At 46.4% G+C, this 22297-nt stretch carries 22 protein-coding genes; 8 read left to right on the forward strand and 14 right to left on the reverse strand.

Going from position 1 to position 22297, the window contains the following annotated elements:
• Positions 1–22: 22 nt before the first annotated feature.
• Positions 23–970: a chemotaxis protein CheV gene (locus A596_RS08880; protein WP_039913787.1), complete on the reverse strand. Its 948-nt coding sequence runs from the start codon at positions 968–970 to the stop codon at positions 23–25.
• A 420-nt stretch (positions 971–1390) separates the two neighbouring features.
• Here A596_RS08880 and A596_RS23515 point away from each other — a divergent pair, with 420 nt between their 5' ends.
• Both A596_RS23515 and A596_RS08890 read left to right on the forward strand, forming a co-directional pair.
• On the forward strand, positions 1391–1666 hold the full coding sequence (locus A596_RS23515; RefSeq protein WP_152600131.1) for a hypothetical protein: 276 nt from the start codon (positions 1391–1393) through the stop codon (positions 1664–1666).
• A gap of 179 nt (positions 1667–1845) precedes the next feature.
• Positions 1846–3078, forward strand: a complete 1233-nt coding sequence (locus A596_RS08890; RefSeq protein ID WP_039913790.1) for an EAL and HDOD domain-containing protein — start codon at positions 1846–1848, stop codon at positions 3076–3078.
• Positions 3079–3104: 26 nt separating this feature from the next.
• Here the strand turns inward: A596_RS08890 and A596_RS08895 are convergent, their stop codons facing one another.
• The 6 genes from A596_RS08895 to A596_RS08920 all read right to left on the reverse strand — a co-directional run bounded on the left by A596_RS08895 (position 3105) and on the right by A596_RS08920 (position 9993).
• Positions 3105–3356, reverse strand: coding sequence for a glutaredoxin family protein (locus A596_RS08895; RefSeq protein WP_039913791.1), 252 nt, complete (start codon positions 3354–3356; stop codon positions 3105–3107).
• A 56-nt stretch (positions 3357–3412) separates the two neighbouring features.
• On the reverse strand, positions 3413–4699 hold the full coding sequence (locus tag A596_RS08900; protein WP_039913793.1) for a DUF5610 domain-containing protein: 1287 nt from the start codon (positions 4697–4699) through the stop codon (positions 3413–3415).
• A gap of 73 nt (positions 4700–4772) precedes the next feature.
• Positions 4773–5654, reverse strand: a complete 882-nt coding sequence (locus A596_RS08905; RefSeq protein WP_039913795.1) for an FHA domain-containing protein — start codon at positions 5652–5654, stop codon at positions 4773–4775.
• 99 nt (positions 5655–5753) lie between these two features.
• Positions 5754–6503 (reverse strand): sensor histidine kinase, encoded by a 750-nt coding sequence (locus A596_RS08910; RefSeq protein WP_235425654.1) that lies wholly within the window; start codon positions 6501–6503, stop codon positions 5754–5756.
• The gene (locus A596_RS08915) at positions 6481–8127 is read right to left on the reverse strand and encodes a tetratricopeptide repeat-containing response regulator (RefSeq protein WP_235425655.1); all 1647 of its coding nucleotides are present in this window, start codon (positions 8125–8127) and stop codon (positions 6481–6483) included. The genes A596_RS08910 and A596_RS08915 overlap by 23 nt, the downstream gene beginning before the upstream one ends.
• A 96-nt stretch (positions 8128–8223) precedes the next feature.
• Entirely contained in the window at positions 8224–9993 is a 1770-nt protein-coding gene (locus tag A596_RS08920) for a bifunctional diguanylate cyclase/phosphodiesterase (protein WP_039913798.1), read from the reverse strand.
• Positions 9994–10212: 219 nt separating this feature from the next.
• On the opposite strand from A596_RS08920, the gene cmoA reads away from it, so the two are divergent.
• Positions 10213–10947 carry a carboxy-S-adenosyl-L-methionine synthase CmoA gene (cmoA, locus tag A596_RS08925; RefSeq protein ID WP_039914531.1) on the forward strand — a complete coding sequence of 245 codons (735 nt, stop codon included), beginning with the start codon at positions 10213–10215 and terminating at the stop codon, positions 10945–10947.
• Between the two features lie 40 nt (positions 10948–10987).
• Positions 10988–11956 (forward strand): tRNA 5-methoxyuridine(34)/uridine 5-oxyacetic acid(34) synthase CmoB, encoded by a 969-nt coding sequence (gene cmoB / locus A596_RS08930; protein WP_235425680.1) that lies wholly within the window; start codon positions 10988–10990, stop codon positions 11954–11956.
• Between the two features lie 110 nt (positions 11957–12066).
• Here cmoB and A596_RS08935 read toward each other — a convergent pair whose 3' ends face one another.
• Positions 12067–12609: a flavodoxin gene (locus A596_RS08935; RefSeq protein ID WP_039914534.1), complete on the reverse strand. Its 543-nt coding sequence runs from the start codon at positions 12607–12609 to the stop codon at positions 12067–12069.
• A 172-nt stretch (positions 12610–12781) separates the two neighbouring features.
• Entirely contained in the window at positions 12782–13276 is a 495-nt protein-coding gene (locus A596_RS08940) for a Spy/CpxP family protein refolding chaperone (RefSeq protein ID WP_039913800.1), read from the reverse strand.
• A 194-nt stretch (positions 13277–13470) separates the two neighbouring features.
• On the opposite strand from A596_RS08940, the gene A596_RS08945 reads away from it, so the two are divergent.
• The 3 genes from A596_RS08945 to A596_RS08955 all read left to right on the forward strand — a co-directional run bounded on the left by A596_RS08945 (position 13471) and on the right by A596_RS08955 (position 16780).
• The gene (locus A596_RS08945) at positions 13471–14178 is read left to right on the forward strand and encodes a response regulator transcription factor (protein ID WP_039913801.1); all 708 of its coding nucleotides are present in this window, start codon (positions 13471–13473) and stop codon (positions 14176–14178) included.
• Entirely contained in the window at positions 14178–15578 is a 1401-nt protein-coding gene (locus A596_RS08950; protein ID WP_039913803.1) for an ATP-binding protein, read from the forward strand. Before A596_RS08945 ends, A596_RS08950 begins: the two co-directional genes overlap by 1 nt.
• A gap of 266 nt (positions 15579–15844) precedes the next feature.
• Positions 15845–16780, forward strand: a complete 936-nt coding sequence (locus A596_RS08955) for a GGDEF domain-containing protein (protein ID WP_235425656.1) — start codon at positions 15845–15847, stop codon at positions 16778–16780.
• A gap of 61 nt (positions 16781–16841) precedes the next feature.
• On the opposite strand, the gene rluB is transcribed toward A596_RS08955, so the two are convergent.
• From rluB to A596_RS08980, 5 genes are all read right to left on the reverse strand, one after another.
• On the reverse strand, positions 16842–17705 hold the full coding sequence (gene rluB, locus A596_RS08960; protein ID WP_052417409.1) for a 23S rRNA pseudouridine(2605) synthase RluB: 864 nt from the start codon (positions 17703–17705) through the stop codon (positions 16842–16844).
• Between the two features lie 296 nt (positions 17706–18001).
• Positions 18002–18901, reverse strand: coding sequence for an SMC-Scp complex subunit ScpB (gene scpB, locus A596_RS08965; protein WP_084128166.1), 900 nt, complete (start codon positions 18899–18901; stop codon positions 18002–18004).
• Complete coding sequence (locus A596_RS08970; protein WP_052417411.1) at positions 18898–19713, reverse strand: segregation and condensation protein A; 816 nt, start codon at positions 19711–19713, stop codon at positions 18898–18900. The genes scpB and A596_RS08970 overlap by 4 nt, the downstream gene beginning before the upstream one ends.
• 211 nt (positions 19714–19924) lie before the next feature.
• Positions 19925–20551, reverse strand: a complete 627-nt coding sequence (locus A596_RS08975) for an L-threonylcarbamoyladenylate synthase (RefSeq protein ID WP_039913806.1) — start codon at positions 20549–20551, stop codon at positions 19925–19927.
• Between the two features lie 67 nt (positions 20552–20618).
• The gene (locus tag A596_RS08980; protein ID WP_039913808.1) at positions 20619–21449 is read right to left on the reverse strand and encodes a PHP domain-containing protein; all 831 of its coding nucleotides are present in this window, start codon (positions 21447–21449) and stop codon (positions 20619–20621) included.
• A gap of 38 nt (positions 21450–21487) precedes the next feature.
• Between A596_RS08980 and A596_RS08985 the strand changes: the two genes are divergently transcribed.
• Positions 21488–22258: a VC0807 family protein gene (locus A596_RS08985; RefSeq protein WP_039913810.1), complete on the forward strand. Its 771-nt coding sequence runs from the start codon at positions 21488–21490 to the stop codon at positions 22256–22258.
• The last annotated feature ends 39 nt before the right edge of the window (positions 22259–22297 follow it).

The raw sequence follows: 22297 nt of genomic DNA on the forward strand, positions 1-22297 counted from the left end.
TTGTTGACAGCTTGTCAAAGAATCAATTTTTATTCGCGCCTAAAAATTCACGCAAGCGTTTTTGTACTACCTTCGCCAGTTCGTCCGGCTGGAATTTGGAGAGGAAATCATTACATCCTACTTTCTCTACCATCGCCTTATTAAAGCTACCACTTAACGATGTGTGCAGCACCACGTACAAATCTTGCAACGCGGGATCCTTGCGCACCTCCGCAGTCAGGCGATACCCATCCATTTCCGGCATCTCGGCGTCGGTGACCAGCATTAGAATTTCATCAGTCACTTTGTGGCCAGCTGCAACCCACTGACGCAAATGTGTAAGCGCCTGCAGGCCATCCTGCATTGACAGTACCTCAATACCAAGATTTCCCAACGTTTCCCTGACTTGTTTAACAGCAGTAGGAGAATCTTCCGCCAGCAGGATTTTTAGTTTGCGACGGCGAGCCTCGGCAACCAGATCTGAATCAAGCACCTCATCTGAAACACGGGTGTTATACGGGATGATATCCGCAAGTACCCGCTCCACATCCAGAATCTCAACCAGCTGATCGTCAATACGGGTAATTGCGGTAAGGAAATGGCTACGACCAGTGCCTTTTGGAGGCGGTAAAATCAATTCCCAGTTTAAATTAACGATCCTGTCCACAGCACCGATTAAAAAGGCCTGCACCGAACGGTTGTACTCGGCCACAATTAAATTTGCATTTTCGATGTCTTTAAGCGGGCTCATCCCAATAGCCGCGCGCAGGTCAATAACCGGAACTGCCTGATCACGCAAATGTGCAACACCCGATATATGCGGATGACTATGGGGCACATGACGCAGCCTGGGAACCTTTACAACCTCTTGCACTTTGAACACGTTGATGGCGAACAGCTGCCTGCCCCCCAAGCGAAACATAAGCAGCTCCAGCCGATTTTCACCGACCAGGCGCGTACGTTGATCTATTGAATCCAGTAACTTGGACATACCCCTACCCTAATTGCGCTTGCCAAGGCATTGAATAAACAATAAAAAGTATAGGCAATAAGTAATTGCTCTGCCCAACATTAATCAGCTATCCAGGTAATTAAAAAAACGCGGGCGATCCCTGCCATTGAATTCATTTGTTTTTTTATTACGAAATTGATTGTCGCCCGCTATAAAATCGATTAGAGTCGAATTCCTTTTTACCCCTGACCGAATGTTACTTATGTATACACCTCGTTTTGCAAGCAAACATTACGCGTGGCGATCAATTGCGATTGCACGATTTGCTTTGCCATGGCGGACGAGAAGGTAAAAAGTATTTATTTTTATACCCAAAGGCCGCAGCGACAACTCTGCGGCCTTTGTGTTTTTAATGCCCTTGATTTCGCTGCGAACAATCTGATAACCAGGGAGTTTATCGTGGCGATTTTTATAATCTATTTTTATGCATTGAATTTATGGGCCAGCGTCCTGTCTCACAGGATAGATTCTGGTGCACTTGTTTTATTCATCTTATTACCTGTATTGCCCTGCCTTGTAATCATAATTTGGTACATTGCAACCAACCGCGCAACATCATCACTTTGCCATCGCACACAACAATTAATGCGCGGCAGTGCAGGGCCAGACGAATTACTTATTCGTGAATTGGAAAATACAAATCGCACCCGGGCCGATCAAGATAATTCAGGATAACCCACATTGATTAGCAATATTCCGGAATGCATTGTCCCGGAATATTGTCTCGCACCGGTTAACATCCTGGAAAATGCTGGTAAGCTGAAAGTTAAGGTCTACACTTCTATAGTTGCCAACTCCATGATTGGCTGATCAACATTAACAACAATGACAACAATGACAAATTGATCTTTTTTATGACCGAAGCGATTCCGTTACTGGCACGTCAACCGATTTTCAACGGCAACATGCAAGTTGTTGCGTATGAGCTTTTATGTCGCAACAGTGAACTGACCCAAATTGGAACTCGCGATGGAGATGCAGCCAGCTCACAAGTATTACTTAATGCGTTCACAGAATTATCTATTGAGCAAGTTGTTGGCAAACACAAAGCATTTGTGAATTTCACCCGCACGCTAATAGATACACCGCCCCCGTTCAGCCGGCAAAAATTGGTTATCGAAGTCCTGGAAGGGCAAAAGGTAGATGCAGCAATGCTGCATTCACTCATGCAATTGCGCGATCAAGGTTATACCATCGCGCTGGATGATTTTGAATTAACAAAGGAAACTGAAACCCTGGTGGCTTACGCCGACATTATCAAACTGGATGTTTTGTATTTATCGGCAGAAAAATTAAAGCACCACATTGATTATTTAAAGCCGTTTGGTATTACGCTGATCGCGGAAAAAGTTGAAACCTACGAAATGTTTGAACGTTGCAAAGCGTTGGGTTTCGATTTATTTCAGGGTTACTTCCTGGCAAAGCCAAAAGTCATTACCGGCAAAAAAATATCGGAAAATAAACAATCCGTATTGCAATTACTGTCAGCCCTACATGATCCTGACGTTCCCATTGAAAAGATCGAACGCATGATTGCGCGCGATACACTCCTGAGTTTTAAACTGCTGCGCCTGGTAAATTCGGCGGCGTTCGGTTTATCCCGCGATGTAGAATCACTACGACAAGCCATTATGTTGCTTGGACTAAATAAACTCAGAAACTGGGTGAATTTACTGGCGCTCTCCAATTTAAGTGGTAAGCCACACGAATTGAGTATTGCAGCGCTTACTCGTGCGCGCATGTGTGAGCTTATCTCCAGCGAACTCAATCAACACCATCGGCCAGATGCCTTTTTTACGGTAGGATTATTGTCAACACTGGATGCTTTTCTGGATACACCACTGGAAGAATTATTAGCAAATCTTTCCTTAAGTGAATCGCTCAACAAAGCGATGCTTAATCATTCAGGCCCTGAAGGCATGGTGTTGCAATTGGTTCAATCCCATGAGCAAGGGGAATGGGAGAAAATTGATTGGCAGGCCCTTGCTACCAAAGGCTTAACACAAGAAAAATTGGCAAAGATTTATGTGGATTCACTGCGTTGGGTTGCTGAAACCATGAATACTTTGGGTCTGGAGTCGTCTTAATACAGAGTAGCATTTATATTTTTACATCATTCATATGAAAATTTTTGCAAAAATATTGATGCTTGTGTTGTATCAAAAGGCCAACCAAGCTCCTCCTCAAAATCGTTAAATTTCAATACTGGAATTCGCACCCCGTAGCGCTCAATTAACTCATCGGATTCGGCAATATCTACCTCTTCCAGACGCAATGGCAAATTACTGATGAGCGGAGCAAGAATATCCCAGGCTAGATCGCACAAATGACAGCCTGCAGTGGAATAGAGGTAGACTGTTTTCATAAAACTGCATTCCGGTTAAAGAATGCAGTTTATCAATATCGGGGATAATAAAAAACTTAACGCAACTCAAGCGCAAGGATTTGATCCATAAAATCACGGAAACGTTTGCCTTGCTGCTCTTCTATTTCGCCAGCACCAGTTACCTTTTCAGCAACATTGCCTAACAACGCTTGTGGCTGGTCAAATATTGATGCTTTATCAAGGCTATCAAGCAAGTCTTTAATAAAATTACCTAAAGGCAATAATTGCTCACTCAACAAATTCGGTTTACTGTCGTCAGTTCCGCGCGCCGGCCCGACACTTTGATAAGCCTGGGTAACCTGTTGTATTTCCGCTTGAGCCAGGTTCAACGAAAAAGTAGCAATTTGTTCATCGTCATAACCGAGGTTTATTGCTTGTTCAAATGCAGAATCCAGATTGCCCGCAAAAAATTGTCCGGCCAAATCGTTAACGCGACCTAACAAATCGTTAATCGCCCCCAATTCCTCTTCACTTAAATCGCCTTCTACATTCACGGAAAACGATTCGCTTGAGCTGTAACTCGCATTTAGCGCGCCCACAGAATTATTACCACGCCCTGCACGCCCCGCTTCAACAGCCAAACCTTCGCTTGAAGTAGCTTTGATCGTAACTTTATCACCGTCTTTAGTCGTCAACTCAAAACTGAATTCGCGTGCACGACCATACTCATAATTACCGTAACCAAGATAACTGCTGGTAGCCGCCGGTAAAAAATCAGGGACATCCAGCTTGGTCGCTGGTTTGGTTGAGGTTTTCACTTCACCAGTGTTTGGTGGAGTCGGTTTACTATCAGTGGGGTTAGTGGAATCGATGAATTTTTTGCGCAACTCATCGACACCTTCAAGTACCAGGTCATACGTTTTGCCGATGTCAGTCTTGATTTCCGGAGACAACAAGCTAAGCGCCTCCAGCTTTTCACTTGCTTCCGCAAAACCTTTTTTGAATCCGGATAAGCCAGCCTCCAGGCGCGCTTGCAATTGTTCCTGGGTAGCACCTTCAGCCACATCTAATTGTAAGCGACGCTCAATAAAGCCCAGGATATTACCGGCAACTTTCTCTGCCGTTAGCGGTTCATTTTTTTCGTATTCGGCACTGGCTGATTGGCCGCGCGAGCTGATTTTTTCATAGGCGGCAGTCAAAGTCCGATTGACGATTTGCAACGCCGTCTGACGCTTGTCTTGTAAAGATAAACCTTCCGGTAGTTGCTCTACCTTTTGCGCCTTACTCTGGGTGGAACTTTGTGCAGCAGTACCAGGCTGACCCAATATATTAGTCAAAGAGGAGTTGGCATTAGACGGATTGTTAAGCGAAGAAATATTCATAAAGTCACCTGTGAGCAACACGTGTCTGTGGCATCTCACAGGTTATCGACCATTACCCGGAAAGCTTAAAGACTTATTTACGTGTTAAAACTACTGCCGTTATAACCACAACAGCTACCACGCCCAAAAAGATTAGCCCAAACTTTCCTTTATTGCGTTCTTCTGGGGTTGTTTTTGGCGAATTATTGCTGCCAGGTGTACGGTTAATTGAAGATGAACGCGTTACTGCGGGCCCTTTGGCAAGCTCGGGACGTTTCGTCTCAATAATGTCGGGCCTCGCGGGTGCAGCCTTACGTACGGCTGTTTTTGCCAGATCATCTGAAGGCCCCATGACCCCAAAACTAAGCGCATCAAAACGCAACTCATCGCCGCGCTTTACACGGGCCTCGGCCACACGTTTGCCATTCAGATAGGTTCCATTGGCAGAGTCCAGGTCCTTAACAAACAACATACCGTCAATCACTTGTAATTGCGCATGACGACGGGACAAGTGCGCTGCTGACAGACTGATATCGCATTCACTTGCGCGACCAATAACATTGAGCTCTTTCAATGGGAATACACGATTTGCCAACGCAGAATGATTAGCCTTTAGCGACCAGCCAGTCGCCTTGGGTGCGCGTAATTGCGTTGCATTAGATGACTCTTCAACAGCAATTCTGGCTTCTTTTTTAGGATCTATAACCAGCAGCTCAACTGCCCCCAGAACTATCTCGTCATCCGGTTTTAATTCGCAGGCACCATTTACCGGCTGGCCATTAACCAATACCGGTTGGGTTGGAATCAAATTGCGCAGGGTAAGGTGCTCATTATCAACGAGCACTTCAAGATGAATATCGCTGGCTAAAGGGTCATCAATTACCAATGCGTTAGTCGCCGAGCGGCCAATGGTAATCTTCGGCTCCACCAACCATACCGCATTGTATTTATTATCTTTAAAGCGGATTTTAAGCATAAACTTTAACCTTAACGCCAGTGTCAAAACGGGTTTGAATGATGCAATAGCTATGCAGTGATTTCAACACTTGCGCGTCGGTTACAACGCAAATCATTTTCACGGTAAATACAGTTTTAATACACCGCCACCGAGAGGCCCATCGTTGGCAATAGTCATGTACCCCTGCCCCTTTTTGGACTTGTGCAGCTCCAGTACTTTGCGCGCGAATAATAATCCCAAACGGGTATTGCCTGAACCGAACGATACCGCCGCCTGAGGCAATGACCCCAGCAACATACTTTGCGGATAGCCCTGGCCATCATCAGCTACCGCAATACATAAAAATCCATTTTCCTCTATGACGCGTATTAATAATTGGTTGCGGCAATACCGCGCGCAATTTACGACCAGATTATTCAATACACCGCCAATCAATTCATTATCAAAATACCAGCCAAGGTCAGGGTCACAATCAACTTGAACCTGAATATCACGCGAACGCAACAGCGTATCATTGCGTGCGATTTGCTCCTCAATAATATCGGCAACATGGTGTTCATCGATAACAACAACCAATGTTTTTTCGTCCATCCGATAGAGTGATAACAGTTGCACCAATTCACCATTAATGCGAGCAGCTTCATACTCCAGGGTAGAGAAAAACTTTGCTTGTTCGGCATCTTTCGGCGGCGAACTTTCTACCATTGCTGCCACTGTGTTGAGCAACATCCCCAGCGAATTTTTCATATCATGCACACTGGAAGCCAATACAAACGAGAAATCAATTGGCGGCATCTGACTGTCCTCGGCGGGCAATGTTTCTTTATCGGAAGATGAGTCCACGTTAACCTCGTTTGTCTTTTTCATTGGCCCGCGCAAGGCCAGTATAGACATCGTTTAATTGGCGAAAGCGCTGATACTGGGGATGTTGCTGTGAAATAATGGCGTTGGTTTTTGTAAGCGTTTGCAGCACTTTCTCATTCACTGATTTATCAAACTTCAATCTCAATTTATCGATCATTGCCTGCACATAATTCAGACGCAAGCCTATATGGTTAGGTAATTTTTGCAGTGCAGTTTTAAACGCATCGGCGGCGGCAGAAAAATCTTTGGCATTGTATAAAGAGATACCTTTTTTATTGATCTCAGCGACCATAAGCTTGTTTTTTTCGCTCCGTGGTTCGTCCAATAACACATCCAGTTTTTGCAATTTGTCCTCGCTGCCCGCATAGCGCTGCAGCAGGTCAGTTAATTGCTGCTGTGCTTCATCTGTTTTACCCAGTAGACGCAATGCGCGTACCATTTCAATTTGCACATCCAATGCTGAATCATCTTTTGTAGCACCCAATGCAGATTGGGCACTGGCAAGAGCTTCTTGCGCACGGCGCTGGTCGCCATTACACACTTGTAACTGGCTTTCCAATAACAGTGATTCCACTTTACGCAAATTGGATTTGCCAAAATTATCCTCAAGGCTATTAATGCAACTAATAGCATCGCGCACCATCGGTTTGGCAAGTTCTTTATCAATGGAAAATAAATCAATGGTCGATTGTGCAAACAGCGAATGAACAGATGCCTTATCAAAACAGGAATGCTCGCCCAGTTTCACAGCGCGTTTCAATGCATTGGTCGCTGTTACCAAATCGTTATTTTGCTGGGCTACATCCCCCAGGGCTTGTTGACGCAAAATCGATAACGGCGATAACTCGGTCGCTTTGCTGAGTATATTTTGCAATCCCTCCAGATCATTTTGCTGTTTAAAAACTTCCGCCTGCAAATCATAAGCCTTCATACACAACGGGCTGGATTGCAGAATATTTTCCAACCACTGCTGCGCTCCCAATAAATCATTTTGGGCAAGCTTGGTTCTCACCATCCCAAGCTGCGCCCACTCCAATTCACGCACATCCAATACACTGCGATAAATTGCTTCTGCTTGCGCGATTTCATTATTGTCCAGATACAACTGTGCCAGAATTTTCTGGCAGGCATTGGTGTAACGGCTGCCTTTCGCAATCAGGTCTTTACAGGCTGCAATAGCCGCCGCAGGATCGCCGGATTTTTGCGCAGCCAATACCGATTTCAGTTCGACACGTTGCTCGATCAAACGACTTAACCGTTGGTCAAGTGCTTTAGGCGTTATCGGTTTGGCCAGATAGGCATCAGGCTCATAATCATAAGCCGCCATAATAATACTTTTACTACTTTCGGCTGACACCAGAATAAAAAGACTATCTGAACAAGGGTTCACTGTAGAGCGCAATTCTTCCAGAACTTGCTGACCACTTTTACCCTTGCCCAAATTATTGTCACAGAGGATTAAATCGTAGGAGCGCGCTTTGCAAAAACGCAGGGCCTCTTCACCACTGGCTGCGGAATCCACATTGCCAATCCCCAGATCCATCAGCATTTTGTTGAGTGTGCCGCGAAAATTTTCGAAGTCATCGATGATCAGTGCGTGCATCTTGTAATAGCCAAGATCAGCCATTCGTCCGCCTCCTTAGGGGAAATCAGACTAAGGATAGCGCAGGATTGGCAGCTCGCTAGCTTTTACCTGCACGTAAACCGTGTTGTTGCGGGATATTTATGAATGAAGAGTACGTCGGCGCGAGTAGAACAATTGGTTGCCCCCCTGCACTTTCGCACTGTGTTTTGCATCAGCAAGTAATTGGGATACCTGATGATGGGTTTTGCAAGCATCTACATCCGGGCTAACGCAACCAATTGCCAAAGTGAGTGGACCAAATTTCTGGCGATGTCCCTGGCGATCAAAACTCCAGTAATCCATTTGTTCCTCCGGTAACAGGGTCGCACTGGTAGCAATAAATTCGTTTAAAACAGTTTCACAGCGTCGCCGCCAATCTTCGCTACGCAACACCAGGATAAAATCATCGCCCCCCACATGCCCGATAAAATCCTGCTGTACATCCACGGCGGCGCAAAGAATTTTACTAAGCAGCAAAATGACCTCATCACCGGCACCGTAACCAAATGCATCATTGAAAGGCTTGAAATGATTGATATCACAGTAAGCCACTACAAATTCTTTTTTGTGGATTAGTAAATGATCAATCCATTCATACAATGGAACATTTCCCGGCAGTTGCGATAACGGATTACTATGACGCGCTATACGTAATTTCTCTTCGGTAATTGAACGCAGCAGATCCCTGACTTTACCAACACCACGATACTGCCCCTCATCACACACAATAAAATCCACACTTAAATTCTGTTGTGGATCTTCACTGACTAGCTGGCCGACCGATTTTAAATCGGTACCAACATCGACAATAATAGATGAAGGGCTAATGAATTCCCTGATAGGTTTTTGTGCATGGAGTTCATGGGAAAAACGGTGCGAAAAAATATTCAGTATTTCAGCGCGGCTCACCATACCCAAGGGCTTATCGTTGTCTACAACCGGAACACAATTCAAGCGCACATCAGCGCGAAACATCTTAACCAGGTGTTCTGCGGGAACGGTTGGCGATACATAAACAGAATCCACCACAATTTCTCCAACCGTACGTGCAAAATGGTCCTGGTAACGACGCAAGGTAAGTCCCGCGAGGGTGGCAACATGTTGCGATAGTCGCATTGGCGGCACGGGTTCAGGGCGGGCAATAAAATAGCCTTGCGCGTAATCAACACCCATCGTTAGCAACGTGCTGAATTCTGCTTCGGTTTCTATGCCTTCAGCAATTGCTTTATGGCCAATGCGATGGGCGATATCGAGCATGGCTCGCACGAATTCGCGCTTTACCGGGTCCTTATCGATACCGGAAATAAAATGACGATCAATTTTTACGTAATCCGGGCGCAATTCACTCCATACGCGCAAACCGGCATAACCAGCCCCCAGATCATCCAACGCAACGGCAAAACCTTGCCGCTGGAAGTGATCCGATGCAGCACGCAATAAATCCACTTCATCCAGCGGCTGGCTTTCGGTGAGTTCAAATACAACGCGTTCTGCACTCAAGCCCACACGCTGCAATATTTCCCGGGTTACGCCATCGCGATATTGGCTGTCGGTAAATGCAATGGGACTCATATTCAGGAATAATTTGCCAGGTAAATTCAATTCGGCAAATCGTTCGCACGACACTTCGCGACACGCAAATTCGAGGCTCGCCAATAATCGTGATTCGCGTGCAACACCGAATAGCATGTCGGGAAAATGCAACGGGCTATCTTCCGGTCCACGAATCAATGCTTCGTAACCAATAATGCGCGGGTTTTCCATCGCCATAATGGGCTGGAACACCGGCCTGAGGAGTTTAAATTCAATAAGACGACGTAATTCCTTTTGCAGCGTGATTTGGGTAAACACCGTATTCTGCAAAGACATAAATGACAACTTTATAACGGTAATGAATCGGGCTTCTCATTTATCGGGATATTCACCACTGAAACAGGTGACCGCCCCCTATAAATGAACTTGACTGCAGATATTCAGCGGGAAATATGACAGTTTTATGAAAACAGGAATTTGTTGTCATTCATTGTGAGAGGTACAATGTGTTTCTTATGTTTTTCTTCTCACCAACGCCAAAAACCAGTCAATAGCATGCATAAAAACCAAGCGGACACCATTTACGCCAACCCACTGTCAGAAGTCAGCCGCTTTGCGTTTGATCAACGAGTTGTGGATGTATTTCCCGATATGATCAAGCGCTCTGTTCCCGGTTATGCCACCATTATTAACATGATCGGTAATCTCGCAGAACGTTATGCCCAGGCCGATAGCCATTGTTATGACCTCGGCTGTTCCCTTGGCGCCGCCACCCTGGCGATGCGCCACCGGATTCAAGCGGCGAATTGTAAAATTATCGGCGTCGATAATTCGGCTGCGATGATTGCGCGCTGCCAGCAAGTCATCGCAGCCGATAGTGGCGAAGTCGCAGTTGAACTGGTTGAATCACCGATTCAAACAGTGAAAATAGAAAATGCTTCAATGGCTGTTTTGAATTTTACACTGCAATTTATTGCGACTGCCGAGCGGCTCGATGTATTGCGCAATATTTGCAACGGGTTGAACACCGGTGGAGTTTTAATCCTGTCGGAAAAAGTCGTTTTTGATGATGAACCACACCAACAACTGATGACTGAGCTACATCATAATTTTAAACGTGCCAATGGTTACAGCGATTTGGAAATTGCCCAGAAACGTAGCGCAATTGAAGATTATTTAATTCCCGAGACGCTGGACACTCATCGTCAACGTTTGCGCGATGCGGGTTTCAGCAGTGTGGATGTATGGTTCCAATGTTTTAATTTTGCATCAATTATCGCGATTAAGTAATTTCCTTCTGTATAAACAAGGCTATTCATCTGTGACACGCATTAATTACGATCACCTGCTGCATGCATTGAAAGACACGCAACTGGCAGAATGGGCAGAGAAACTGCCAACACAAATTGCTGCAGGGCTTTGCGAAAAGCGCTATGGCGATTTACCGGGATGGAAAGCGTCGCTGGAAAAATTACCGGCGCTAAATTCGAGTGTTAATGAATTCAACAGTGAAGTACGTATCGGCCAAACAGCTGATTGCGACGAAGAAACCCGCGCGCAGATTAAATCCGTTTTGCAAGAATTAATTCCCTGGCGCAAAGGCCCATATTTTATTCACGGCATCCATATCGATACCGAATGGCGGTCAGATTGGAAATGGGACCGTGTTTTGCCCCACCTCGCACCGTTAAAAGATCGCTTGATCCTCGATATTGGTTGCGGCAACGGCTATCACTGCTGGCGTATGCTGGGAGCCGGTGCAAAACGCGTAATTGGAATTGATCCATCACCGCGTTTTATTGTGCAATTCCATATGATTAAACATTTTGCGGGCAACGATTATCCCATCGATGTTTTGCCTCTGGGCATTGAAGATTTGCCCGAAAAACTACAGGCATTTGATACCGTGTTTTCCATGGGAGTTTTTTATCACCGCCGCTCACCGATGGATCATTTGCTGGAATTGAAAAATACCTTGCGTCCCGGCGGGCAATTGGTATTGGAAACGCTGGTAATCGACGGAGAATTGGGCGATGTACTGGTTCCGGAAGGCCGCTACGGCATGATGAATAATGTATGGTTTTTGCCGAGTTGCGATACCATGATTTCCTGGTTGCGCAAAATGGGATTCAACAATGCGCGCGTTGTAGACGTTTGCCCCACAACCACCGAAGAACAACGGGCAACAGAATGGATGCGCTTTCATTCACTGCCGGAGTTTTTGCACCCGGAAAACCCCACCCTCACTGCCGAGGGCCATCCCGCCCCCATTCGGGCAGTTTTTGTTGCCGAGGCCTGATTATTCTTATTTCAATTCTTTCGACCAAAAAACAAATGGCACCTGATTAAAAACAAAGGGCACCTGATTAGTGCCCTCTGTTCTTAAATTTTTTATCAACCTGGATTGATCTAATCATCCAGTAATTCAATCGGTATATCCAAACCGAACTCGCCATGAATTTGCGTGCACCAGCGATTCAAACGATCTGCCGACAAATTCTCCTGCTGGTCTTCATCCAATGCCAGGCCAACAAACATTCCAGTACCGGAAATTTCAGCTTTGGATGCTTCAAATTCATAACCGTCCGTTGGCCAATGGCCGACGATTTCAGGGCCGGTTTGAATGATTACGTCATGCAACATTCCCATCGCATCAAGAAAATAATCACCATAACCGAATTGGTCACCCAAACCGAATAGGGCGACCTGCTTGCCCGAGAAATCTACCGCGGCAACGTCATCCCAAAACTCCTCCCAATCAGATTGAATCTGGCCGAAATCCCATGTGGGGATACCGAGGATAATTTTGTCGTAGTTAGCAAAATCCAGCTGGGTTACATCAGCGATATCGCGCACATCAACAACATCTTCACCTAAACGCTTTTGAATACGGTAGGCAACGCGCTCGGTATTACCTTCATCACTGCCAAAAAACAGACCAATCTGGGCCACAATAACCTCGGGATCAGGATAATTAACAACTATGGAAATGGGATGGTTAAAAACGGCGCGGATTTTCCCAAGATTAGGCGTTTGGAGCAAGTAAAAACGCCCAAAAACACGCATCAAATAAAAACCCCGGCAAGCCGGGGTTTTAATCGCAGGGTATTTTTACAAGCGTGAGTTATACATCGCCGGGCGAGTTTGAGCGGTTATGGCGATCTTCACGTGCATTTCGACGCTCTTCACGCTTGGCCTTAAGTTCAGCCAGCTTTTGCTTCTGCTCGTCGGTCAGCACCCCAATAAATGCAGTGCGAGCCTTGGCTCCAGCCAATACCTGTTCGGCATGCAATTTACCCAGGGTCTCTGCCAACGCGCTCAACTCTGCGTCATTAGCGCCCGCCTCTACTGCCGCCGCCAGAGCATCGTGCGCCGCCGCAATTTTAGCCTGCCGGGCCTCACGTGTACTTTCCTGCGCGTCACGCTGGGTTTTCAGCGTTGCTTTCTGGGCGTCAGTTAAATCCAGTAAATTTTCGATGCGCTTGCCACCATGACCTTCAAAACCTCCATGATGCCGCCACTCACCCTTAGCTCCGCGCTCACCGGCAAACCCCGGAATTGCCAACGCCATTGAACCTAAAAAGATCACACTACCCGCTAACAATTTGAACGATTTCATACTTAAATTCCTCTGGTCATCATAAAGTCAGGCCCAATAACCTGATGGATACTCGGGTTCTGCATTTCAGAGCCTGTGAATTCATTATGGGCACTATAATGTTAAGATTGGTTAATGAATTCCAAAGAATCATGACTCTCATCGGGGGCTGGTGCACACTCAGCGCCTTAATCAACAGGGGTAGAAAAATCACTATGCTCAAGGTTCTCCTTATTGACGACGATAAAGAACTCAGTCAACTGCTTAGCGAATATTTGCACACTGAAGGTTTCGCAATTGATACCGCTTTTGATGGCCAAACCGCATTGGAACTAGCCTTGAAAAACAGCTACTCAGCCATCGTTCTGGATGTCATGTTGCCGGTTCGCAATGGCTTTGATGTTTTGAAAAACTTGCGTCAACACAATCAAACTCCCGTCATTATGCTGACCGCCAAAGGCGATACTGTTGACCGTGTGATTGGTTTGGAAATTGGTGCGGATGATTACTTGTCCAAACCTTGCGACCCTCGCGAACTGGTTGCGCGCATTCGTGCAATATTGCGTCGTGCCAACCAGAAAGAAACCAACCCGACAAATATTGAACGTTTGAGTTCTGGCAAACTTTCCTTGCATTTGGGAACACGTACAACCACGTGGGAAAATCAGGAAGTACCTCTTACCGGAACCGAATTCAGCGTACTGGAAATTCTTGTTCGCCGTGCGGGCCAGGTGATAAGTAAAGATGATATGACTGAACAAGCATTGAATCGCAAATTAACACCTTATGATCGCAGTATTGATGTACACGTGAGTAACATCCGCAAAAAAATTACTGCCGCAGGTTCGTCCAAGGATCTGATTATCAACGTGCGCGGTGCAGGCTATATGCTGACCATGAACGATGATGACTCTGTGAATTAATGACTCGTTTTTATTTAAAAATATTTTTTACGTTTTGGCTGATAACTGCTGCCATTATTGTGGGTACCAACATTGTCGTCCATTGGTTTGATATGACCCCGGACGGCAATTTACAACACAACAGTGAAATCAATGATGATGATCCGGCCAAACGATTGTTATTTCAAATGGTCGGCAATGCCGTCAACCGCAATACACGCCAACTGGTGCAAGACCTTCGTTCCATGCCCAATTGGTCTACGCGTTTTGTCTATGTAATCGACAGGGAAAACCGCGATTTATTGGATCGCCCCTTGCCTCCCGGAGTTATGTTTCTTGCTCCACGCCTCACCGCAAAACATCCGTTTGATAAAGTCCAGGATCGCAATCGCAAATTGTTTGGCCGTTACATAACCCTGAATGATGGCAACAGTGTGAAATTGATTACTATTTCTTCCGGCCGTGATGAAGGCCAGGATCGCGATATTATCTGGGAACTATTTCTCGATAACATTTGGCCATTATTGCTGGTCTCTATTCTGGTCAGCGGCTCTGCCTGCTTTTTTCTTGCACGTCATTTCACTCGTAGTATCAATACATTGCAGAGAGCAACCCAGCAAATTGCGCGTGGGGATTTAAGTGTTCGCATCGGCGATCAATTTCACGGGCGTAAAGATGAAATTGCGGCCCTGGGGCGCGACTTTGACCACATGACGGAACGATTAGAAAAAGCGATGCAGGAGCAGAAGCGATTAATTAAAGATGTTTCCCATGAATTACGTACACCGCTGGCTCGTTTGCAAATTGCACTGGCATTAGCGCGGCAACGCAGCCATGGTATCGTTGACCATGAATTGGATAGAATCAAACAAGCAGCGGATTACCTGAACGATATCATCACCGATATTTTGACACTCCCGGTTCAAGGGCAAGACAGTTGGGTACTTGATGATGTATTGGATTTGGTAAGCCTGCTGCAAACCCTGATGGATAATTATCAAGCTGATGCTTACGAAAAAAATATCAACATTCGATTTAAATGCGCCCTTGAAGAGGCGCTGGTTGCGACACATGGAAACATGCTCGTCGGTGTATTTGAAAACACATTACGCAACGCATTGTTATACACACCGGCTAACGCCGAAATATTTATTCAATTATCAGAAACCGGCGATGGCGAATACTATCGGGTAGAAATTATGGACCAGGGCCCCGGAGTTCCCGCTGATGCCCTTGAAAGTATTTTCCAGCCTTTCTATCGCACTGATGAAGCCCGTGCCCGCGAGAGTGGCGGTTACGGTTTAGGGCTTGCTATCGCACAGCGCAGCGTTTCACTTCATCAAGGGCGCATTTGGGCAGAGAATCGACCAACTGGCGGGTTAAACCTCTGCATACTGCTTCCCCACATTAAAAATCCCTAACCTGTTTTGCTGCTTTACGTTTACCACCAAAGCGACAATCTTTTGACTGGCGGCAAGCTCTTTCCGCAATACATCGAATAACCAATAATTTTTTTGGCGGCTTATTGCCGCTGCCCTATCGGAGAAAAAATTATAATTCGTTGTTTTTATTAAAAAAATAAACTTCAAAACGGAATGGCACAGTTTTCGCAATTTGCCTGTTACAGACGCCTGAATCCGTTGAAGCGGCAATGGGCGGATATAAATTCAACAAACAGGTAATTACTATGCGGGATATGACTATGGTGATCGGAGCCAATGTGGCAAACGGCACAAGCAATCTCCCTTTGACCCCGTTAACGCCCGAGCAAGAATTGGCGACCAGGGTTCGTCTTGGCCAAGCCCTGCAAATGAGCCTGGAGCCCGCAGAAGTTCTCACTTTGTTTTATAAACATATCCAATCAGCCGTGAGTATTTCGGGATTGGTATTCAAATTCGCCAACGCCAATCCTGATCAGAAGATTGGCCGCGAATGCCTACACCATTGCGATTATCGTCTGACCACAGATGAAGGTTATCTAGGCGAAATTATTTTTAGCCGCAGCAAGCGCTTTGTAGAAACTGAACTGATCACACTTGAGCTTTTACTTGGCTCGCTAATTTATCCATTGCGCAACGCCCTTCGCTATCAAAAAGCAATGCGCCTGGCCCTGTTGGACCCACTCACATTAGTAGGAAATCGCGCTGCGCTGGATTCTGCACTGAGCCGTGAATTGCAGTTGGCTGAGCGTCATGATCATGAGCTATCACTCCTATTAATTGATGCGGATAATTTCAAAAAAATAAACGATGACTATGGCCACCACCGCGGTGATTTAGTGTTGTGCGAAATCGCTAAAGGCATTCAATCCGTTTGTCGCGGTTCCGATATTACCTTCCGCTATGGCGGTGAAGAGTTCGTCGTATTACTTGGTAAAACCAATGCCGATGGTGCAAAAATTATTGCCGAGCGAATTCGCCAGCAAATTGCCCAAACCCGGATTAGTTATCATGGTAAAGCAATCAGCACAACAGTCAGCATTGGCATTGCCACACGTAAGCCGGGCAAAGCCAAAGAACACATTAATGATTTATTTGAGCGCGCAGATACAGCGCTTTACCAGGCAAAAGCCAATGGCAGAAACCGAGTGGTTAGCAGTGATGATGTGCTAACAATCCAATAAATTTATCGAGCATAAAAAAGCCGCGTAGTTACGCGGCTTTTTTATTTCGGTTGCATTCAAATTATTCAACAACGGGAGGACGCTTGCGTGGTGGCGCTTTCGGACGACGAGGTGCCGCTGAAGCTGCACGTAACTTTTTATCGTGGCGCAGCAACTGTATTGCCTCATCGCGAGTAGGCTGCATAATCCGGGTGTAAGTTGAACTATCGAATCCTGCGGTCATGCACAAATCCTGAATCTCACGCTCAGTCAAATCAATCCACTGCCCCACACGCACATGGGATGGAATGAAAATATTTGCGTAGCGCACGCGTTTCAGGCGGCTCACTTTAACACCTTGCGATTCCCACAAACGGCGCACTTCACGGTTGCGGCCTTCCATTACTACACAATAAAACCAGCGATTTTTTCCTTCACCTGCACCATCGACGATATCAGTAAATCGGGCAACACCGTCATCCAATAACACGCCATCCAACAACTGTTCTTTCATCTCATCAGTAACCTCACCTTGAATACGTACAAGGTATTCGCGGTCAATAACTGAAGACGGGTGCATAAGCTTATTAGCCAACTCACCATCATTTGTGAACAACAATAAACCACTGGTATTAAAATCCAGGCGGCCAACAGAAATCCAGCGCTCGCCTTTTATTGCTGGCAAACGGTCATAAACTGTTGGGCGGCCCTCAGGGTCGGAACGGGAACAAATTTCACCTTCCGGTTTGTTATACAAAATTACACGGCGGCGAGTTAATTCGGTGCGCAATACAATGCGCTGGCCATTTATAAAAATTTTATCTTTTGATGTGACCCTGTCACCCAGCTTGGCGATTCGGTCATTCACTTTTACCTGGCCCGCCTCAATAAGGCGCTCCATCTCGCGACGAGAACCTATACCAGCGCGAGCCAATACTTTTTGCAGCTTTTCATCACCTGGTACAACTTTTTCATCAGCAGTTTTTACTTTTGCTGGCGCTTCTACTTTGGCCGGTGATTTACGCCCGTCAGCCGCCGTTTTTTGGTGCGGACCTGGTGCAGATTTTTTAACAGTAGATTTCTCTTCTTTCCTAACTGCGGGTTTTTCTCCGCGCACCGGTTTTTCATGGTTACGTTTAGCGCCCGCACCTTTTCCGGCCACTACTGGCTTCACAGCCCTGGTAGATTTTTCTGGTTTATCCTGGTCGATTTTCTTCACCATAGAATTAATAAATACGCAGCTTAATGACTGCCTTGATCCTCTTGATCTTCATCCGTCGTTGAAGGTTCCGGTGTTACTGGAGCTTCATCTTCTACATCAACAAATGCTTCTTCACCATCAACAAATCCCTCTTCGTACAAAGCAGCTTCATCGATGTCTTGTCGCTCACTGATAGTGTTGGGTGCCGGTGTTGCATCAGGTATCGGTGGATCTGTATCTTTTTCACCTAGACCTGCCTCACCCAAATCCAATACAGGATTTAATTCATCCAGATCACGGATTTCACTCAGTGATGGCAACTCTTCCAAACTCTTTAAATTAAAGTAGTCCAAAAATTGTCGGGTAGTCGCATAGAGTGAAGGCCGCCCTGGCACATCGCGATGCCCTACCACCTTCACCCAGTCACGTTCCAACAGCGTTTTAATGATATGCGAACTCACTGCTACGCCGCGAATTTCCTCAATATCACCACGGGTGATCGGTTGACGATAAGCAATCAACGACAGGGTTTCGAGTAATGCGCGCGAATATTTTTGCGGTTTCTCTTCCCATAAGCGATTAACCCAGGGTGCGAGATTGTCCCGAACCTGGAAACGCCAACCTGATGCAACTTCTTTTAATTCAAAACCACGATCTTCACAAGCAGCCTGGATATCAGCGAGCGCAACTGCAATGTCATCTTTAGTTGGCGCCACTTCTTCATCAAATAATTCCAGCAGGCGCGCGATAGTCATTGGCTGGCCAGCAGCAAGAATTGCCCCTTCGAGAATTTTACGCAGTAGTGCCGCATCAACCGGCAGTTGGGTAACGGGAACGGTAGCGGACTCTTCCTCGATAACCGGTTCCTCAAACAACTGGGCGCCGCTGTCTTCGGTATCCAGGGAGTCCAATTCTTCGTCGTTATTTGTTTCGTTTGTCATTGTGTTCTGGCTTTTACATGAATAGGAGCAAAAGATTCGCTTTGGACAATTTCAACCAGCGATTCCTTAATCAATTCCATTACCGCTAAAAAGGTAACCACTACACCAAGGCGCCCTTCTTCCACCGTAAACAGGCTTACAAAAGGTACAAAGTGCTGGTGCGCCAGGGTATCCAAAACCTGGGCCATTCGCTCACGTGTGGACAATTTCTCTTTAGACACATGGTGGCTTTCAAACATATCAGCGCGACGCAATACTTCCGACAACGCCAGTAATAATTCTTGCAACTCCACATCCGGCTCAAGTCGCGTCAAATTGCGATCAGGCCCTGTAGCGGACACAGGAAATACGTTACGGCCAACCCTGGGGACTTTGTCCAGGTCTTCGGCAGCTTGTTTAAACCGCTCATATTCCTGCAAACGGCGAATAAGCGATGCACGCGGATCTTCTTCCTCTTCCTGCTCTTCAGATGAACGAGGCAGGAGCATTCGCGATTTAATCTCAGCAAGCATGGCTGCCATCACCAGATACTCTGCCGCCAACTCAAACTGATGGGATTCCATCAACTCAACATACGCCATGTATTGAGACGTAATTTCAGACACATTGATATCAAGGATATCGATATTCTGGCGGCGGATCAGGTAGAGCAATAAGTCCAGGGGTCCTTCAAACGCTTCAAGGAATACTTCAAGCGCATCCGGAGGGATATAAAGATCCTGCGGCAGTTGTGTGTATGCCTTCCCATGTACGACAGCAAAGGGCATTTCCCCCTGCTGGGGGCGATTCTGTCCACCAGCATCGGATGCCACTGAGCCCGCCTCGGTTACCTCCGCTGGCTCATGCTCAACGGGAGCTTCTGGCGGAACAACGCTATCAGGGGTTTCACTCACTCGGTTAACTCGCAGATTTAAATAAAATGAGTAGAGCCCTTCGCGGGCTCAAGGCAAGGGCGGCATTATAGCCATTAAAAGGGGGATGGGACAGCCGGTGACGGGAACAAATAATATCAATAAAGATCAATCAGTTAGATTCAAAAGGTGAGAAGTCGCCTTTACCTTGACGTACCAACCTGGGAACATCGCCAGTCAGATCCACCACTGTTGTGGGCTCCAGGCCGCAATAACCACCATCAATTACCAAATCTACGAAATGCTCAAGGGTATCGCGAATGTCATAAGGGTCCGTCATCGGTAAATCCTCGCCCGGCATCAGTAGACTACTAGTCATCAGTGGCTCACCCAATTCTTCCAATAGAGCCAATGCAATAAGGTTGTCCGGGACGCGCAAACCGATAGTTTTGCGTTTTGGGTGAAGTAATCGGCGCGGGACATCTGCCGTCGCTTCCAGGATAAAGGTATAAGCTCCCGGCGTATGGTTTTTTATCAACCGAAATGCCTGATTATCTACCCTTGCATAGGTCGCCAACTCCGAGAGATCGCGGCACATCAAGGTGAAGTTGTGGTTCTTATCCAATTTGCGCAACGTACGAATTCGCTCAAGGGCATCTTTATCGCCAATATGGCATCCCAATGCGTAGGCTGAGTCCGTGGGGTACACCACGACACCTCCTTTACGGATAATATCGGCCGCCTGAGCAATGAGACGGTGTTGCGGATTTTCCGGATGAATCTGAAAAAACTGGGCCATGATCAACTCTCTACTCGCTTTACAGTGGATTCCGCGCATCGACGCCTCCCACTAAATAATTTGCCTGTTAAAACCCTAGCAAATTCCATACAGGTTTTGCTTCATCAGGCAAAACCCCAAAACTTCCCAGTTCCTGCCAGGGCTGGTCAGGTACATGAAAATCCGATCCGCAAGATGAATACAGGGATCGGGTATTCACAATTTTTATTAAATCCCGGGTCACACTCGCTGGCTGCAGACCGCTAATTACCTCGACAGCATCGCCACCCGCGGCCACAAAAGAATCCACCAATGCGCACATTTTCGTACGGGTTAACTCGTATTTAGCGGGATGGGCCAATACCGCAACACCACCCGCGGCGTGAATCCAGCCAATTACCTGATCCATCAACGGCCACTGGTATTTAACATCGGCAAGCTTGCCAGCCCCCAAATATTTCTTAAAAGCAGCATTAATAGTTTTTACCGCACCAACTTTCACCAGATATTGCGCAAAGTGGGGTCGCCCTAGCGTACCAGCACCCGCAATCTCCTTGGCCGCCGCCAAGGCATCAGGAAATCCGGCACGCGACAAACGCTCACCAATAGCTAATGAGCGCGCAGCTCTCGCCTGCACCTGAAAATCTATTGCCGCTTGTAGTTCGGGCGAAGCCGGGTTCACACCAAGGCCGACGATATGTACGCCACCTTTACCCCATTGACTGGAGAATTCGATACCGCTAATGAGTTGAATACCAGCTTTAACAGCGGCTTTATGTGCAAGATCAACACCGGCTATGGTATCGTGATCCGTGATCGCCAGCACGGAAACGCCGCGCGCTTTTGCTCGCTCGACCAAAGCCTCCGGACTCAAGGCGCCATCAGAAAAATAAGTATGGCTATGCAGATCAAAAATCACACTAACTCCACGACTTTGGCAATACACCCGGATTGGTCATGACAGACAAACACACTGAAGAAACTTCGAGCATGGTAGCCGATAAGGCTAAACAACAAACGGCTAATTCACAGCCTGCGGTTAAAAAAGAAAGTTTTTTAGCCAATTTGCTTATGAATATTGTAATCCCTACATTAATTCTGACCAAATTGAGTACCGATGAGTATTTGGGTGCGACCTGGGGGTTAATTGTTGCCCTCGCCTTTCCTATCGGTTATGGCCTGCGCGATTTTGCGATCAATAAAAAATTAAATGTGTTTTCTGCGTTAGGTGTGGTTAGTGTGTTGTTAACGGGCGGACTCAGCCTGCTGAAACTGCCGCCCGAATATTTTGCGATTAAGGAAGCTGCAATTCCCGGCATATTGGGAGTTATCACCCTGGTTTCTATTAAAACGCGCTACCCGTTGGTTAAAGTTTTTATCTATAACGATAAAGTCCTGAAAATTCAAAAAGTCAATGAAGCTCTCGCCCATTACAATACCCAAAAACAATTTGATCGCACGTTGATCAATGCTTCGTTACTGATTGCCGGCTCATTTTTTCTGTCCTCAATACTCAATTACGTACTGGCAAAATTAATTCTGGTAAGCCCCGCAGGTACTGCCGAATTTAATGCGGAATTAGGTAAAATGACGGCACTCAGCTATCCGGTAATTGCGTTACCCATGATGATCATTATGATGGGCACACTGTTTTATGTATTTCGCAGCATTCGCCTGTTAACCCATTTGACACTTGAAGAAGTGATTAATGATGGCAGTGCCAATTAATAGAAAACAGTTCACGATTTACTGAAGAACCAACAAGAG

This window comes from Cellvibrio mixtus subsp. mixtus J3-8, from assembly GCF_000766945.1.
Classification (GTDB): domain Bacteria; phylum Pseudomonadota; class Gammaproteobacteria; order Pseudomonadales; family Cellvibrionaceae; genus Cellvibrio; species Cellvibrio mixtus_A.